We start from the raw sequence: 15,935 nt of genomic DNA on the forward strand, positions 1-15,935 counted from the left end.
TCCCAGGATATGAGCGACTACAAGCACACACTGAACCTGCCCGAAACCGACTTCCCCATGCGCGGCAACCTGCCTCAGCGCGAGCCCGGTCGGGTATCGCAGTGGCAGGACATGAAGCTCTACCAGCGCCTGCGTGAAGAGCGCCGCGGCCGCGAGACCTTCGTGCTGCACGACGGCCCTCCCTATGCCAACGGCAGCATCCACATCGGTCACGCCGTCAACAAGATCCTCAAGGACATCATCGTCAAGTCGAAGAATCTGGCCGGCTTCGACGCCCCCTACGTCCCCGGCTGGGACTGCCACGGCCTGCCCATCGAGCACAAGGTGGAGACCACCCACGGCAAGCACCTCGAGCCCGAGCAGGCGCGGGCCCTGTGCCGCGAGTACGCCGCCTCGCAGATCCAGACCCAGCTCACCGACTTCGTGCGTCTGGGCGTGATCGGCGACTGGGATCACCCCTACCGCACCATGGATTACGCCAACGAGGCCGGCGAGATCCGCGCCCTGGCCGACATGGTCGCCGCCGGCTACGTGTTCAAGGGGCTCAAGCCGGTCAACTGGTGCTTCGACTGTGGCTCGGCGCTGGCCGAGGCCGAGGTGGAGTACCAGGACAAGAAGTCCGACGCCATCGACGTGGCCTTCCCGGCCGCCGACGAGGCCAAGCTGGCTGCCGCCTTCGGCCTGGCATCGCTGCCCAAGCCCGCCGCTATCGTGATCTGGACCACCACGCCCTGGACCGTGCCGGCCAACCAGGCGCTCAACGTGCATCCCGAGTTCACCTATGCCCTGGTCGATACCGGCGAACGCCTGCTGGTACTGGCCGAGGAGCTGGTCGAGAGCTGCCTCGAGCGCTACGAGCTCCAGGGCGAAGTGATTGCCACCGCCAAGGGCCAGGCGCTCGACCTGATCGAGTTCCGCCACCCGTTCTACGATCGCCTCTCGCCGGTCTATCTGGCCGACTACGTCGAGTCCGAGGTGGGCAGTACCGGTATCGTCCACTCGGCACCGGCCTATGGCGTGGACGACTTCGTCACCTGCCGCGCCCATGGTATGGCGTTCGAAGAGATCAAGAGCCCGGTGCAGGGCAACGGTGTCTATGCCGACGACCTGCCGTTCTTCGGCGGCCAGCTGATCTGGAAGGCCAATCCGCAGATCGTCGACAAGCTGCGCGAGGTCGGTGCACTGCTGGCGCACAAGGTCATCACCCACAGCTACATGCACTGCTGGCGCCACAAGACTCCGGTGATCTACCGCGCCACCGCGCAGTGGTTCGTGGGCATGGATCTCAAAGGAAAGGACGGGCGCACCCTGCGTGAGCGCGCCCTGGAAGGTATCGAAGCAACCCAGTTCACCCCGGCCTGGGGCCAGGCGCGGCTGCACGCCATGATCGCCAACCGTCCGGACTGGTGTATCTCGCGCCAGCGCAACTGGGGCGTGCCGATCCCGTTCTTCCTGCACAAGGCCACCGGCGAGCTGCACCCGCGCACCGTCGAGCTGATGGAAGAGGCCGCCAAGCGCGTCGAGCGCGAGGGCATCGACGCCTGGTTCCGCCTCGATCCGGTCGAGCTGCTGGGCGACGAGGCGGCCCAGTACGAGAAGGTCACCGACACCCTCGACGTGTGGTTCGACTCCGGCACCACCCACCGCCACGTGTTGCGCGGCTCGCACCTCCACGGTCACGAGAGCGGCCCCCGCGCCGACCTCTACCTGGAGGGCTCCGACCAGCACCGCGGCTGGTTCCACTCTTCGCTGCTGACCGGCTGCGCCATCGACGGCCACCCGCCGTATCGTGGCCTGCTGACGCATGGTTTTACCGTGGACGCCCAGGGCCGCAAGATGTCCAAGTCGATGGGCAACGTGGTGGCGCCGCAGGAAGTGATGGACAAGCTGGGCGCCGATATCCTGCGCCTGTGGGTCGCCTCCACCGACTATTCGGGCGAGATGGCGGTCTCCGACGAGATCCTCAAGCGCACTGCCGACGTCTACCGGCGCATCCGCAACACCGCGCGCTTCCTGCTGGCCAACCTCAACGGCTTCGATCCGGCCCGCGACAGCGTGGCCTTCGACGACATGCTGGCACTGGACCAGTGGGTGGTGGACCGTGCCGCCCAGCTCCAGGCGCGCATCGAGAAGGCCTATGAGGAGTATCGCTTCCTCGACGTCTACCAGCAGGTTCATACCTTCTGTTCGCGGGAGCTCGGTGGCTTCTACCTCGACGTGATCAAGGACCGCCAGTACACCACCCAGGCAGACTCACTGGCCCGGCGCAGCTGTCAGACGGCGCTCTACCACGTGGTCCAGGCGCTGTCGCGCTGGGTGGCGCCGATCCTCAGCTTCACTGCCGAGGAGATCTACGAGAACATCCCCGGCGCCAGGGGCGACAGCGTGCTGCTCGAGAGCTACTACGAAGGGCTTGATACCCTGGCGCCGGATGCCGAGCTGGGGCGCGAGTTCTGGGAGCAGGTACTCGAGGTCAAGCAGGCGGTGAACAAGTGTCTTGAGGACGCGCGTAACGCCAAGGTGATCAAGGGCAGTCTGGCCGCCGAGGTGACCCTGTTCGTCGACGAGACGCTCGGTTCGACCCTGGCCAAGCTGGGCGAAGAGCTGCGCTTCGTGATGCTGACCAGCGAGGTGCGGCTGGCGCCTATGGCCGAGGGCCAGAACGTCGATAATGCCGAGGTCACCGAACTGGCGGGCCTGAAGGTGGCGGTGGTCGCCAGCCCGCACCAGAAGTGCGAGCGCTGCTGGCACCATCGCGAGGACGTGGGCAGCCACGTCGAGCACGAAGACCTGTGCGGCCGCTGTATCAGCAACCTGCCGGAGGGGCCGGGTGAGACTCGCCACTATGCGTAACAAGCAGGATGACAGCGGCACCTCGGTGCCGCCCATGCGCCAACCGCTGCGCTGGCTGTGGCTGGCCGCCGCCGTGGTCGTGCTGGACCTCGGCACCAAGGCACTGATGTCCAGCGTGCTGAGCTACGGCCAGCCGGTGGAGGTGCTGCCGTTCTTCAACCTCACGCTGCTGCACAACACCGGGGCGGCGTTCAGCTTCCTGGCCGGCCATCCCGGCTGGCAGCGCTGGTTCTTCGCCATCATCGCCGTGGGCGCAACCATCGGCCTGACGATCTGGATGAGCCGGCTCAAGGCCGACGAGAAGCTGCTCGGCGCCTCGCTGGCGCTGATCATCGGCGGTGCCCTGGGCAACCTCTACGACCGTCTGGTGCACGGCTACGTGGTCGATTTTCTCTCCTTCCACGTGGCTGGCTGGTACTACCCGGCGTTCAACGTGGCGGACATCGGCATTACCCTGGGGGCCATCGGCCTGATCTGGGAATCCGTCTTCGAGGGCCGCAAGCAGGCGCGGCGGCGCGGCTGAGCCCAGCTGCTATGCTGCTTGGCAAGCCTCGACCAAACGTGCATGAGCGAACGCGTACGACCGACTGAGCGAGAGCAACGATGAGCGAATTTCGCATCGACGAGGGCATGGAAGTGACGCTGCACTTCACCCTCAAGCTGGAGGACGGCACCGTGGTCGACTCCACCCGTGACAAGCAGCCGGCCACCTTCCAGGTGGGCGACGGCAACCTGCCGCCGGGGTTCGAACGCCCGCTGAAAGGGCTGGTAGGGGGCGAGAGCGGCAGCTTCGAGATTGCTCCCGAGCATGGCTTCGGTCAGCGCAATCCGCAGAACGTGCAGATGCTCAGCCGCGACGACTTCGAGGAGATCGAGCCCGAGGTGGGCACGGTGATGTCCTTTGCCGACCCTGCTGGCGGCGAATTGCCCGGCGTAATCATCGCCGCCGACGAGCGTAACGTGGAAGTGGACTTCAACCATCCGCTGGCCGGACGTACCCTGACTTTCGAGGTGGAAGTGTTGGACGTCAGGCCCGCGCAGACACACTGAGTTTGTTAACGACGAGACTCAGCGCTTTCTACGCTTTATCTGTTTCTACCGATGCTCCGACGCATCAAGGCGACGTAACCATGCAAGCTAACCCCGTGCGAATCAAGCTGGCCAATCCCCGCGGCTTCTGTGCCGGTGTCGATCGCGCCATCGAGATCGTCAATCGTGCGCTGGACGTCTTCGGCCCGCCCATTTACGTGCGCCACGAGGTGGTGCACAACCGCTTCGTGGTCGACACCCTGCGCAGCCGCGGTGCCATCTTCGTCGAGGAGCTCGACGAGGTTCCCGACGATGTGATCGTGATCTTCTCGGCTCACGGCGTTTCCCGGGCGGTGCAGGAGGATGCCGAGCGGCGCGGCCTCAAGGTGTTCGACGCCACCTGCCCGCTGGTCACCAAGGTACATATGGAAGTGCTGCGCTACGCCAAGCGCGGTCAGGAGTGCATCCTGATCGGCCATGCCGGGCATCCCGAAGTCGAAGGCACCATGGGGCGCTACGACGCCGCCCACGGTGGCGCCATCTACCTGGTGGAGGACGAGGAAGACGTCGCACGCCTGGAAGTGAAGGATCCCGCGCGGCTTGCCTTCGTCACCCAGACCACCCTCTCCATGGACGACACCGCGCGGGTAATCGACGCCCTGCGCGCCAAGTTCCCCGAGATCGAGGGGCCGCGCAAGGATGACATCTGCTACGCCACCCAGAACCGTCAGGATGCGGTGCGCGAGCTTGCCGCCGGCTGCGAGCTGCTGTTGGTGGTGGGCAGCCCCAACAGCTCCAACTCCAACCGCCTGCGCGAGCTGGCCGAGCGGGTCGGCACGCCGGCCTATCTGATCGACGACGCCAGCCAGATCGACCCGGCCTGGCTGCAGGGCGTCAGCGCCGTCGGTATCACCGCCGGGGCCAGCGCACCGGAAGTGCTGGTCAAGGGCGTGATCGAGCGGCTGCAGGGGATGGGGGCACAAGCGCCGGAAGAACTGGCCGGCCGTGAGGAAACCATCACCTTCTCGATGCCGCGAGAGCTGCGTGAGCGCGTGATCGCCAGCGACTCGCTGACCTGAGCAGGCGCGAAGCAAGGATCTCAACCCGGGCACATGAGCTGGCTCATGCTGCTTGAGGCGACCTGGCCGGGCCTGCCCCGGCTTTTTTCATGACATGTCTAGCAGGTGGCGCTGTCATGATACATACTGAAACCAAGTGTAACCGAATGCGGAGGAGCGCCGAGTGACCCGCTACGCCAGCCACGCTCGACGGTATCCCCGGCACGCCCCGGCCAGCGCGCAGCGCGGCTTCACCCTGATCGAGCTGATGATCGCGGTGGCCGTGATCGCCATCCTGGCCTCGATTGCGGTGCCTAGCTATCGAGGCTATGTGGAGCGTGCGACGCGCACGGATGCCCATGCCGGGTTGATGGAGGCGGCCGGTCAGATGGAGCGCTGCTACACGGTAAACAACTCCTATGCCAATTGCAGCGTCATCACGAACTCCCCCGACGGAAATTACGGTATCACCCTGGCGAGTACGGCCTCGACCTATACCCTCACGGCAACGCTCAACAGTGGCCGCGGCCCCGACGGCTGCACTGGAGCCTTGACGCTGAACCATCAAGGGGTGAGAAACCCTACAGGCTGCTGGTGAATGTCATGAAGAACGCCGGCTTCACGTTGATCGAACTGTTGGTGACGATCGCGGTGATGGCAATCATTGCAACGATTGCCGTGCCGGGCTTTCAAGGCATGATGGCCAGCAACCAACTGGCGGGTGACTACAACGTGGTGTTGGCCGGTCTCAACCAGGCCCGCAGCGAGGCCATCAAGCGCAGAGAAGAGGTAACCTTTCGCGTGACTCAGGCAAGCCCCTGGGAATACCGAATCACTACTGCGGACAACAGCGACATCGCCATCCGCTCCGCGCGGGGCGGACAGGTCAGCCTCACCAGCACGAATATCACTTTCAACGCCCTGGGACGGCGTTCGAACTGTACCTCGGGCTGCGACATCACGATCAACCACACCGGCGCCGGTAGCCGGGATCTGCAGGTCAGCACCACCGGCCGTATCGGCAAGCCCATACCAACGAGCTGAGGAGCGCCATGCAACGTCACGCTCAATCGGGTTTCACTCTGCTGGAGGCATTGATTGCCGTTCTGGTGCTCTCCATCGGCCTGCTGGGCGTTGCAGCCATGCAGCTAAGAGCATTGCAGAGTGCCCATATGGGCTATCAGCGGGCGGTGGTGAGCCTGGCCGCCATCGACGCCCAGGAGAAGGCATGGGCGGGACTGGCAAGCAACGGCGCCTGTCCGGCAGCCGGCGACATTCAGGGGGATTGGATGGGGCAGTGGTTCGGAACGGGAAGGGTGATGACCAATGCCGGGAGTAGCTTCGCTTCCTCCGACTGTGAATACACCGTATCGATAGAATGGCAGGAGACGCGCTTCTCCATCGGCGAAACCGGGGACGCCTTCGTTTACCAGTTCCGGTTGCCAGAGCTATGACCAGAGACATGAACGACATCCGTTCCAGGTTGCCCTCTGTCCCCGGACCAGGGGCGTCGCGTCGTCAGGCGGGCTTCACCTTGGTCGAGCTGATGGTGGCACTGGTAATCGGGCTGATCATCATCCTGGGCGCCGGTCAGCTGTTTCTCATGGGATTCCAGACCTTTCGTCAGATCGAGCTACTGAGCAACAAGCAGGCAGCGCTGACCTTTGCCACGGAAACGCTGATTCGCGACATTCGCCGCGCCACCGACGTCGACTTCGACAACGGAGCGCTGACAGTGGCATTCACCAATAACAGTGACATGAGCGGCTGTTCGGGAACGGTGGTTCGCGTCTACCGCCTCAGTCAGGCGGCAATCAGTGCCAACGAAGGCTGGTCTCTCAATATGGGGCAGGATTGCGAGAGCGCCCCGTCCAATGCTGCATTCGAGCCGTTGGTGACCGCCTTCAACGAAGACGGCTTCTTTGCCGAAGAGGTCGATGATGGCGTCTGGGAGATCAGCTTCCAACTGATGGCGGGGCGGAATGGCGAGACGGATTCGTTCACGTTCAACGCCGTCAATCGAAACCAGGCCATAGAATAAAAAATGCCTGCACGGGCGCGGGGGAAAGTATGAAGAAGCAACGAGGTGCGGCACTGGTGGTAGTTCTCTCGCTGCTGGCGATGTCGCTCATGCTGGGAATTTCCGGTATGCAGTCGTCGCAGATCGATGAGCGCCTGGCAGGGAATTACCGTAGTGGCACCTTGGCTGCGATGGCGGCAGAGTATGGAGCATCGGCGGCCTGGGCTGCCATATTGGATATTGAAGTAGGAAATGCCTCGGAAAGTACTTTTATCAATGCTCTGGACGATGAGGTTGGTCTTGGGTTACTTCATGGCCTGCCGGATTCGAATCTGACGAATGTATACTACCGTATCAATGTCGATCCCAGTCCGGGGCTAGATACGCCTGTCAGGGTGCGCGGTGAAGTATACGAGGGCGGTAGTCAAGCAGTGTTGATTTCTTTCCGTGAGATGGAAATATTTGCTCGTCTCAATGGATTGGGGGGCGGAAACCTCTCGCCGCTCAATGTGCCAGCGACCTTGGATAATTATGAGGGGATAAAGTCTCAAGCAGGCGTCACCGGTGAGGATATCGTAGATGGAACGCGAAATCCTGCCATCACGGCAGCCAGCAAAGAAGAGGCGCAAAAAATAGTCAATGACATTGTTGGGAGCAATGGTGCGGATAAATATGTGTTTGTGCCAGATGGTGATGGGTCCGGGAACGGGGTGTTTTATGCCGCGCCTACCATAGTCGATGGTGAGTACACAGGAAACTACTCCTCTTGCAATAGTGGAAATAATCGCCTTTGTAATTACATGGGCGGGATCGCCACCCGGCCTAAAGATAGCATTTTGACGGATGCCAACCTTTTCCATAACTTCATTTCTGCTATTTTTGATGATGCTTATGGGTCAAATGGTTCCGGGGCTTTAAGCAATGGAATGTCAGGTTTCAATGTCATCTCTACTGGCGCGCATTTCGATCAAAATGATAACTACCGCCCCTCCAGGTATCTGGACGGTGAAGAATTGCCCGGAGGCGGGACCTGTCAGAGCGATGTGTGTTACCCAACTCGTCAAGAGTTTACCGGCAGCGGGAACGCTGCTGGGGATGGTGTGTTGATAATAGACGGGGACGTGACCTTTAACGGCAATCCGGAGTTTAAAGGGCTGATCATCGTGCTGGGAAGCTATACGGTCAAGGGTGGTGGTGGTGGCGATATGGAGGGTGCCATCATCGCGGCTCCTTACAGTTGCCGGCCTGGAGGCGATTGCCATTTCGACAAGATGAACATCGAGATATCCGGGGGCGGCGGTAACGATTATCTACATAATATGACCTACCTTGATGCAGCCTGGGATATTTTGGGAAGCATATCACCTGAAGCGGCAAGGCAGTGGCTTCAGGGAAACAATCCTGGTGGGATCTTTACCTATCTTGCCCACGGCTGGCGTGACATAACCATGTAGTGTAAGGGCCGGGCCCAGGCACACTTGCTTCGCATTGCCGCTTGGCTTGCTCTACCCTGAAAGAACATGGAAGCACTGCCCTGAGGAGGCTCGTCTGCTGACTTGGCGGTTTTGCATGAGGTTCTTGCCAGGGAGGCACGCATGCACCATCAGCAAGGTGCCGCGCTTATCATCGTTCTGTCGTTACTCTCCATCACCTTGATGCTGGGACTGTCGGGCTACCACTCGGCCCTCGTTAACGAGCGTCTTGCCGGTAACCATCGTGCGGCCAGTCTGGCTCAGATGGGCGCCGAGGAGGCCGTTTCCTACGCCTGGGGCGAGGGGGGCGAGCACCTCACCTCGGCCGATTTCGTACCCACCACCTCTCTGCAGCCGCTGACGGCCCAGAACTGGGCGTCGTTCTACCCCGGCAGCCGCGCCGGGCCTTGCCGTGGCAACCTGCGCTGCCCCTTTCGCTTCGTGCGAGTCGGCGGTCAGTACTTCATCGTCGCCATGGGGGCAATACGTGAAGGCGACCACACCGTAGCCAGCAGCATGCCCGTGGTGGCGCGAGTGGAGTTCAGAGAAATTCCCGACCCGGCCTTCACAAGGGGCCTGCTGAGTGCAGGATATATCACGGTGACCGGCAACTCCTCGCTCACGCCGGCCCGTCGCGCCGATGGCAGCATCGACCCCAACGTGGTGCATGCCAACAGTATCGTCAGTATCAGCGTGCCCGATGAGCAGAGGGCTTACATTACCTCGGGAGCGGACAGAATGGTGGAGGTGCCGCTGCCCGGTCAGCGCCCCGATGGCGAGGACATGTCCCAGTGCACTCGGACCACGCCGCCAGCCTACTGCTATAAGCGTTATGATCCTAACGTATTTGACGATTATCGCGACCGCCCCGGCGCTATTCATAGCTGCAACGTCAATCTCAATGCGCTGGCCAGTGGCACCACGGTGTTCTGTCAGGGCAACCTCTCCGTGGGCAGCGGCAGCGTGGAAGGCCGGCAGATTACCCTGGTGGCGACCGGCAGCGTTTCCATGAGCGGTTCGACCACCACTTCACCGCCAGACCGGGCGGAGATTGGCTTGTTCGTGGTTGCGGGGGGCAATATCGAGTTTTCGGGCCGGACCGACAACTACGGGGTCTTCTGGGCCGGTGGTCACGTGCGCCAGAGCGGGACTTCGCGGCTCTATGGTTCTATCGTGGCGGGGAGCTTCATTCAGAGCAGCGGCGGCATCGACTTCACCAGCATCAACAATGTCACTAACCGGGATGCCTTCATCGAGGCGGAGCCGCGGATCGTCGCCTGGCAGTGAGAGGGCCTCGTCGAGCGGCCCTGGAGATCATTGCCCGCTGGGCTTGCGGTAGTGACCCGGCACGGTCACCTTTTCGCCGCTGGGAAGACGACGCACGTGAGTAGGAACGTAGATACGTCTGATGACGCTCTTGCGTGACTTGGCGTCCATACTGCTGCCTCCCAACTTAGTTGAATATGAAACTACTTTAGGGCAGGTCGAGGCGCTGCGCAATACCGTGGATGTGGGCCGTTCGGTTTACGCCTGCGGCGCTCTTGCCTAGGTTAAGAGTAGGGCAAGGAGCCGAAGGAGTTGGCATGGAGCAGCTGAACGTCGCTCTCGCCGTAGTGGGAGGGCTGGTACTGGTCGTGGGCCTGCTGTCGAGCCCGCTGGACCGCTCCTGGCTTTCCGCCCCGCTGTTGGCCTTCCTGTTCGGTGTGGCGCTGGGCCCCCGTGGGTTGAGCGTGCTCGATCCGATGGCGTGGGGCGATGGCAAGCAGATGCTCGAACAGACGGCTCGCCTGACCCTTGGCATCAGCCTGATGGGCATCGCGCTGCGCCTGCCGCCCAGCTATCCCTTCGTCCACTGGCGTTCGCTGCTGGTGCTCCTGGCCGTGGGCATGCCGGCCATGTTTCTGATTAGTTCGCTGCTCACCCATTGGGTCATGGGCTGGCCGTTGCTCATGGCGCTGCTGGTGGGTGGCGCCATCTGCGCCACGGATCCGGTGGTGGCATCTTCGATCGTCACCGGCAGCGTGGCCAAGGAGAACCTGCCCGAAGGCTTCCGACACCTGCTTTCCAGCGAATCCGGCGCCAACGATGGCCTGGCTTATCCGCTGGTACTGTTGCCGGTGCTGCTGCTGACCCTACCCGCAGGCGATGCGTGGTTCGACTGGCTCGTCACGATCTGGCTGTGGGAGGTCGGCGGTGGAGTGTTGATCGGGGTAGCTCTCGGTTGGGCGTCAGGGCGGGCACTGCAGTGGTCCGAGGAGCGTGGCTATCTCGATCAGCCTTCCTTTCTCTCGATCACCCTGGCCTTGACGCTGCTGGTGCTGGGCTTGGGTTCGCTGCTGAATACCAACAGCATTCTAGGGGTCTTTGCCGCGGGCCTGGCCTTCGATCAGGAAGTGGGGGGCAAGGAGCGCAGCGAAGAGGACAACGTGCAGGAAGCGGTCAATATCCTGCTGACCATGCCGATCTTCGTGCTGTTCGGCTTGATCGCGCCCTGGGCCGAGTGGCGGGCGCTTGGGCCGCAGGGGGTGCTGTTGGCGCTGTTGGTGCTGCTGCTGCGCCGCCTGCCGGCGATACTGCTGCTCCGCCCCTGGCTGCCTGCGATGCGTGACCTGCCGATCACGCTGGTCATGGGCTGGTTCGGCCCCATCGGGGTATCGGCCCTCTACTACGCCACCTTCATATCGAGCCGAACCGGCTACGACCTAGCCTGGACGGCGGGCACCCTGATCGTGGTGGCATCCATGCTCGCCCACGGCATGACCGCGGCGCCGTTGGCCTATCGCTACGGGCGCTGGCGGCGGGATAAGGGTTAACGTGCCTGGCGGAAGTACTCCCTCAGCCGCGCCAGCTCCTCTTCGCTCCACCCGTTCGGTTCGGTAAGCGTCACCCAGGCATCGAAGTAGTGCTCGGCGGCGATGGTATGTCCGTAGCCGGGCGGCGCGCGACCCACGGCCAGATCGCCTAGTAGCTGCAGCATGGTCACCACCGGGTACCAGCGCAGCTCGGGCAGCACGTCGGGAGCACGCGGCTCTCGCATCCACTCCGGCTCGCGATAGAGAATACGCGGCTCGAAGAAGGTGATGGGATCGCTGCCGTACTGCAGGTAGGCGATGCGGAAATCGCCCCAGTCGCCATACGTGGCGTCCAGCCCCTGGTACTGATTCATGAAGCGCACCACGGCACCGTCGCGGAAGGTGGGCAGCCACGAGGGCGAGCCGGCATCGCGCTCCTGGGTGACTGTGCGCCAGGTGTCGCTGCGAAAGGGCGGGCCGCTCCACAGAGCCCCGTGGAAGGGATCGTCGATGATATCGTAGAAGTCGAACGACAGGTCCGAGTTGAGCGAGCCGAGGCTGAGGCCATGCAAATAGAGCCGAGGACGCTCGTTCTCGGGCAGCCCGCTCCAGTATTCATAGACGGTGGTGAACAGGGCGCGGGCGTTCTCGGCGCCATATTCCCCTTCGACGAGCAGCGCCAGATGGCTGGGCAAGTAGGAGTACTGCACGGTGGCCGTGGCGATGTCACCGCGGTGCAGATACTCCACGGTGTTCAGTGCCGCCGGGTCGACCCAGCCTCTTCCGGTGGGCGTGGCCAGCACCATCACCGAGCGCTCGAAGGCACCGACCCGCTGCAGTTCCTCTAGAGCCAACTGGGCGCGCTCCGCGGGTGTATCCGCCGCACCCAGGCCTATATAGACGCGTACCGGATCCATGGCCACGTCCTCTGTATCCATGAAGGCGCCTATGTCGGCGGCGGAGGGGCCTTGGCTGACGAAACGCCTGCCGCGACCGCCGAGCGCTTCCCAACTGATCAGCGAGTGCTCGCTGCCGGTCTTCATCGGATCGGTGGGCGGCGGCAGGTCATCCAGTATCAGTGCATCGATCTGCTGGAAGGAGTTGTCGGCGGCGCGCAAGGCCAGGGTGAAGATGACCCCGTCGATGACCGACCAGAACAGCGCCGCGGCAGCGATCACGCCAAGCAGATTCGAGATTCGATGCGGCACGAAGCGACGCATCTTGCGGGCGAGAAAGCGAAACGTCAGCCGGAACAGCTTGACCAGCAACCACAGCAGGGCGAACAGTGTCAGGGCGATCAGGCCGATGCTGATGGCGCGTATGCCACTGACCTCCTCCAGCCCCATCAGGTCGCGGATGCGGTTCTGCCAGGCCGAGGCCTGCCACAGGAAAACCGCGGCGATAAGCGTACAGATGCCGGCCGCCGACAATTTGATGATTCGCTCGATGTGCGTGCGGGGGCGCGGCAGCTGCAGGTAGTCCCAAAGCCAGTGAGCGATGAAGCCCAGCGCATAGCCGGCGGAGAAGGAGAGCCCCGAGACGATACCCTGGGCGTATGTGGGCCGTGGGAGCAGGCTGGGGGTGAGCGAAAAGGCGAACAGCAGCGTGCCGAGTAGAAGGCCAGCCGTGGAAAAGTGTTTGAGGGCGCTACGAACTCTGCGGTGCATGTGACGTCATCGAACCTGAGAGAAAAATGGCTCTCACCTGGGGCGAGCTGTCGAATGTTAACGTATCCCGGCCAACCAGGTGCTGACGAGGGCAGCGAATCGTTCGCGATAGCGCTGCGCGCTGGAGCGCCGGGACCACTCTGCCAGGCGTACCGGCTTGCTGTCGCCCATGTGGCTCTCGAACAGTTCGGCCAGTTCGGCGGCGAAGCCGGTATGCTCCACTTCCACGTTGGCTTCGAGATTCCAGTGCAGACTCCAGTGATCGAAATTGCACGAGCCCACGGTGACCCAGTCGTCGACGATGCAGAACTTGGCGTGGGTGAAGCGAGGTTGATACTCGTAGATGTGAATGCCGGCGTCCAGTAGCTCACCGAAGTGGCGCTGACCGGCATAGCGCACGCTGGGATGATCGTGGCCCTTGCCGGCCACCAGCAGGCGCACGTCCACGCCGCGCTGGGCGGTGTCGCCGATCAACTTGCGCAGCTGTCGTGAAGGCAAAAAGTAAGGCGTGTACATCCACAGGCGCTGTCTGGCCGTGGCCATGCGCTTATGCAGCGAATGCCGAATCGACATGTCGCTCGGCCCCTCGTTGTGCACCAGGCGGGCCGGCATCTCCCATTCCCGAGAAGTGGCGGATGCGGCGTGGCGCTGCCTATCGATGGGCGCCCTGTCACCGCGGGTGCGGGAGGATTCCCAGAGGTCGGCGAAGAGCCGGATCCAATCTTCCACCACCGGCCCTTCGGCGCGCACCACCACGTCGAACCAGTCGCCCAGGTAGTCGTCAGTGAGGCAGTAACCGCCGGTATAGGCCACGCGGCGATCGACCAGCAGTAGCTTGCGGTGGTTACGATTCAGATTGCGCCGCAGCCGCCGCATCATGAACGGGTTGTAGTGGCGCAGCGCCACGCCCGCCGCGGAGAGCCGCTCACGGTCGCGCTGGCCGAGGCTCACGGCACCGAAACTGTCCAGCACCACGTGCACCGCAACGCCACGCTGCGCGGCGCGCTCCATGGCATCGAAGAAGCGGCGGGTCATGCGCCCCGATTCGATCAGGTACTGCTCGAACCACACCGACTCCTCGGCCATGTCGATGGCCTCGAGCAGCTCGGGGATGAAGCGCTCGCTGTCGGGTATCAGGGTAATGCGGTTGCCATGTTTCCAACTGGGTTCCATTGCGGCACTCCTTGCCATTGCCAATCTCCTTGCCCCGAGGGTAGGGGGATACGACGGTCATCACAACGGCAGGAGCGTCTTGCAGCAGAGGCCAGGCCGGATCGCCAGCCTGGCCCATGGGCCGCGGCGCCTCAATGATAACGACTGGGCAGGCGCGTGAAGCGTACCGGTGGGCTGTACTTCTCCCCGGCGGGCGCCTGCTCGGGAGCCGGGCGCACCCGCCAACCCCTGGAGCTCGCCCACTCCTTGAGCTCGCGATAGTCGAGCAGCGGATACTCACGGGTATAGGGATTGGGCGATGACGAGGGAAAGGCGAAGGCCACATGGGGATAGAGGGCCAGAGCGTTGGGGCCGCCATGGGCGGTCAGTGCCTGGTCGAGGGCCGATTGCCAGGCCGTGGCGTCGAGCGGGCGTTGAGCTGCGGTGGGCAGTGCATGGTCTTGCGAAGGGAGACTTGCCATGACGTATACCTCACTTGGGAGCGATAGTGGGTCCAGGTTGGCTACATGAGGGCCGGTGACTCCTTGGTCCTGCTTGGTTAGCGCCCCACTCGTCACGAGTGGGGCGAGAAAATGTGATCAATCCCAGCTCAGCGCGCCGCCGACCTGGTACTCGGTGACCCGGGTCTCGAAGAAGTTCTTCTCCTTGCGCAGGTCGATGATCTCGCTCATCCACGGGAAGGGGTTCTGCGCCCCGGGGAACTGCTCCTTGAGGCCGATCTGGGCCAGGCGGCGGTTGCAGATGAAGTGCAGGTACTCCTCCATGATCGCCGCGTTCATGCCCAGCACGCCGCGGGGCATGGTGTCGCGGGCATAGGCGATCTCAAGCTCGGTGCCCTCGAGGATCATCTGGGTCACTTCGTCCTGGAACGCAGGCGTCCACAGGTGCGGGTTCTCGATCTTGATCTGGTTGATCATGTCGACCCCGAAGTTCAGATGCATCGACTCGTCGCGCAGGATGTACTGGAACTGCTCGGCCACCCCGGTCATCTTGTTGCGCCGACCCATTGAGAGGATCTGGCTGAAGCCGCAGTAGAAGAAGATGCCTTCGGTGACGCAGTAGAAGGCCACCAGGTTGCGCAGCAGTTCCTGGTCGGTCTCGGGGGTACCGGTATTGAAGTCGGAGCGCGCCAGGGACTGGGTGTGCTTGAGGCTCCAGGCCGACTTGGCGGCCACCGATGGCACTTCGCGGTACATGTTGAAGACCTCGCCTTCGTCCATCCCCAGCGACTCCACGCAGTACTGGTAGGCGTGGGTGTGGATCGCCTCCTCGAAGGCCTGGCGCAGCAGGTACTGGCGGCACTCGGGGTTTGTGATCAGGCGATAGAGAGCCAGCACCAGGTTATTGGCCACCAGCGAGTCGGCGGTGGAGAAGTAGCCCAGGCTGCGCTCGACGATGCGCCGCTCGTCCGGGGTCAGGCCATCCTGGCTCTTCCACAGGGCGATATCGGCGTTCATGTTCACTTCCTGGGGCATCCAGTGGTTGGCGCTGCCGTCCAGGTATTTCTGCCAGGCCCATTCGTACTTGAAGGGGACGAGCTGGTTGAGGTCGGCGCGGGCGTTGATCATCTGCTTGTCGTCGACCTGAATGCGCGCCGCGCCCATCTCCAGCTCCTCGAGACCGGCGGCTACGTCAAGCTCCTCCAGCGACTTGCGCGCCCGCGCCAGGCGGTCGCTGTCGGCCACCCGGTAATTGCCGCCGGATTCCTTGACCTCGTCGGCCGGTGCGGGCTGTGGCTTGGCGGCAGGCGCCGGCGCGGCCTTGGCCGGCTGCTCGGCGACGGTGGTTTCGTCCTCGTGGAACTCGTCCCAGTTCAGCATGGCTTCACCTTTATTTGGCTCGATCCGATATCGTTCGGATCAGGAGTAATC

16 protein-coding genes are annotated in these 15,935 nt (G+C 63.0%); 11 read left to right on the forward strand and 5 right to left on the reverse strand.

The features are described from left to right. Positions 1-9 precede the first annotated feature (9 nt). The 10 genes from ileS to HOP53_RS09220 all read left to right on the forward strand — a co-directional run bounded on the left by ileS (position 10) and on the right by HOP53_RS09220 (position 9,719). Positions 10-2,853: an isoleucine--tRNA ligase gene (gene ileS / locus HOP53_RS09175; protein WP_234269764.1), complete on the forward strand. Its 2,844-nt coding sequence runs from the start codon at positions 10-12 to the stop codon at positions 2,851-2,853. Continuing rightward, positions 2,846-3,376: a signal peptidase II gene (gene lspA, locus HOP53_RS09180; protein WP_234270417.1), complete on the forward strand. Its 531-nt coding sequence runs from the start codon at positions 2,846-2,848 to the stop codon at positions 3,374-3,376. Before ileS ends, lspA begins: the two co-directional genes overlap by 8 nt. Before the next feature lie 80 nt (positions 3,377-3,456). Beyond that, complete coding sequence (gene fkpB, locus HOP53_RS09185; protein WP_086508028.1) at positions 3,457-3,903, forward strand: FKBP-type peptidyl-prolyl cis-trans isomerase; 447 nt, start codon at positions 3,457-3,459, stop codon at positions 3,901-3,903. Between the two features lie 80 nt (positions 3,904-3,983). Continuing rightward, positions 3,984-4,961 carry a 4-hydroxy-3-methylbut-2-enyl diphosphate reductase gene (ispH, locus tag HOP53_RS09190; RefSeq protein WP_234269765.1) on the forward strand — a complete coding sequence of 326 codons (978 nt, stop codon included), beginning with the start codon at positions 3,984-3,986 and terminating at the stop codon, positions 4,959-4,961. Between the two features lie 163 nt (positions 4,962-5,124). Continuing rightward, entirely contained in the window at positions 5,125-5,538 is a 414-nt protein-coding gene (locus HOP53_RS09195; RefSeq protein ID WP_338073298.1) for a type IV pilin protein, read from the forward strand. 5 nt (positions 5,539-5,543) lie between these two features. Continuing rightward, positions 5,544-5,984: a GspH/FimT family pseudopilin gene (locus HOP53_RS09200; protein WP_234269766.1), complete on the forward strand. Its 441-nt coding sequence runs from the start codon at positions 5,544-5,546 to the stop codon at positions 5,982-5,984. Positions 5,985-5,992: 8 nt separating this feature from the next. Then, complete coding sequence (locus HOP53_RS09205; protein ID WP_234269767.1) at positions 5,993-6,394, forward strand: type IV pilus modification PilV family protein; 402 nt, start codon at positions 5,993-5,995, stop codon at positions 6,392-6,394. Positions 6,395-6,402: 8 nt separating this feature from the next. Then, the gene (locus HOP53_RS09210) at positions 6,403-6,981 is read left to right on the forward strand and encodes a PilW family protein (protein WP_234269768.1); all 579 of its coding nucleotides are present in this window, start codon (positions 6,403-6,405) and stop codon (positions 6,979-6,981) included. 29 nt (positions 6,982-7,010) lie between these two features. Further along, positions 7,011-8,414 (forward strand): pilus assembly PilX family protein, encoded by a 1,404-nt coding sequence (locus HOP53_RS09215; protein ID WP_234269769.1) that lies wholly within the window; start codon positions 7,011-7,013, stop codon positions 8,412-8,414. A 141-nt stretch (positions 8,415-8,555) separates the two neighbouring features. Beyond that, positions 8,556-9,719, forward strand: coding sequence for a hypothetical protein (locus HOP53_RS09220; RefSeq protein ID WP_234269770.1), 1,164 nt, complete (start codon positions 8,556-8,558; stop codon positions 9,717-9,719). Positions 9,720-9,746: 27 nt separating this feature from the next. Here HOP53_RS09220 and HOP53_RS21570 read toward each other — a convergent pair whose 3' ends face one another. Next, positions 9,747-9,869: a hypothetical protein gene (locus HOP53_RS21570; protein WP_267955317.1), complete on the reverse strand. Its 123-nt coding sequence runs from the start codon at positions 9,867-9,869 to the stop codon at positions 9,747-9,749. Between the two features lie 146 nt (positions 9,870-10,015). On the opposite strand from HOP53_RS21570, the gene HOP53_RS09225 reads away from it, so the two are divergent. Then, positions 10,016-11,245 (forward strand): cation:proton antiporter domain-containing protein, encoded by a 1,230-nt coding sequence (locus HOP53_RS09225; RefSeq protein ID WP_234269771.1) that lies wholly within the window; start codon positions 10,016-10,018, stop codon positions 11,243-11,245. Here the strand turns inward: HOP53_RS09225 and HOP53_RS09230 are convergent. From HOP53_RS09230 to HOP53_RS09245, 4 genes are all read right to left on the reverse strand, one after another. Beyond that, positions 11,242-12,891, reverse strand: a complete 1,650-nt coding sequence (locus tag HOP53_RS09230; protein ID WP_234269772.1) for an alpha/beta hydrolase — start codon at positions 12,889-12,891, stop codon at positions 11,242-11,244. The genes HOP53_RS09225 and HOP53_RS09230 overlap by 4 nt on opposite strands. 57 nt (positions 12,892-12,948) lie before the next feature. Then, entirely contained in the window at positions 12,949-14,082 is a 1,134-nt protein-coding gene (locus HOP53_RS09235; RefSeq protein WP_234269773.1) for a phospholipase D-like domain-containing protein, read from the reverse strand. Positions 14,083-14,195: 113 nt separating this feature from the next. After that, a complete protein-coding gene (locus HOP53_RS09240) occupies positions 14,196-14,525 on the reverse strand; it encodes a hypothetical protein (protein ID WP_234269774.1) in 330 nt (109 codons plus the stop codon). 117 nt (positions 14,526-14,642) lie between these two features. Further along, complete coding sequence (locus tag HOP53_RS09245) at positions 14,643-15,884, reverse strand: ribonucleotide-diphosphate reductase subunit beta (RefSeq protein WP_234269775.1); 1,242 nt, start codon at positions 15,882-15,884, stop codon at positions 14,643-14,645. Positions 15,885-15,935: the final 51 nt, after the last annotated feature.

This window comes from Billgrantia ethanolica, from assembly GCF_021404305.1.
GTDB lineage: Bacteria > Pseudomonadota > Gammaproteobacteria > Pseudomonadales > Halomonadaceae > Halomonas > Halomonas ethanolica.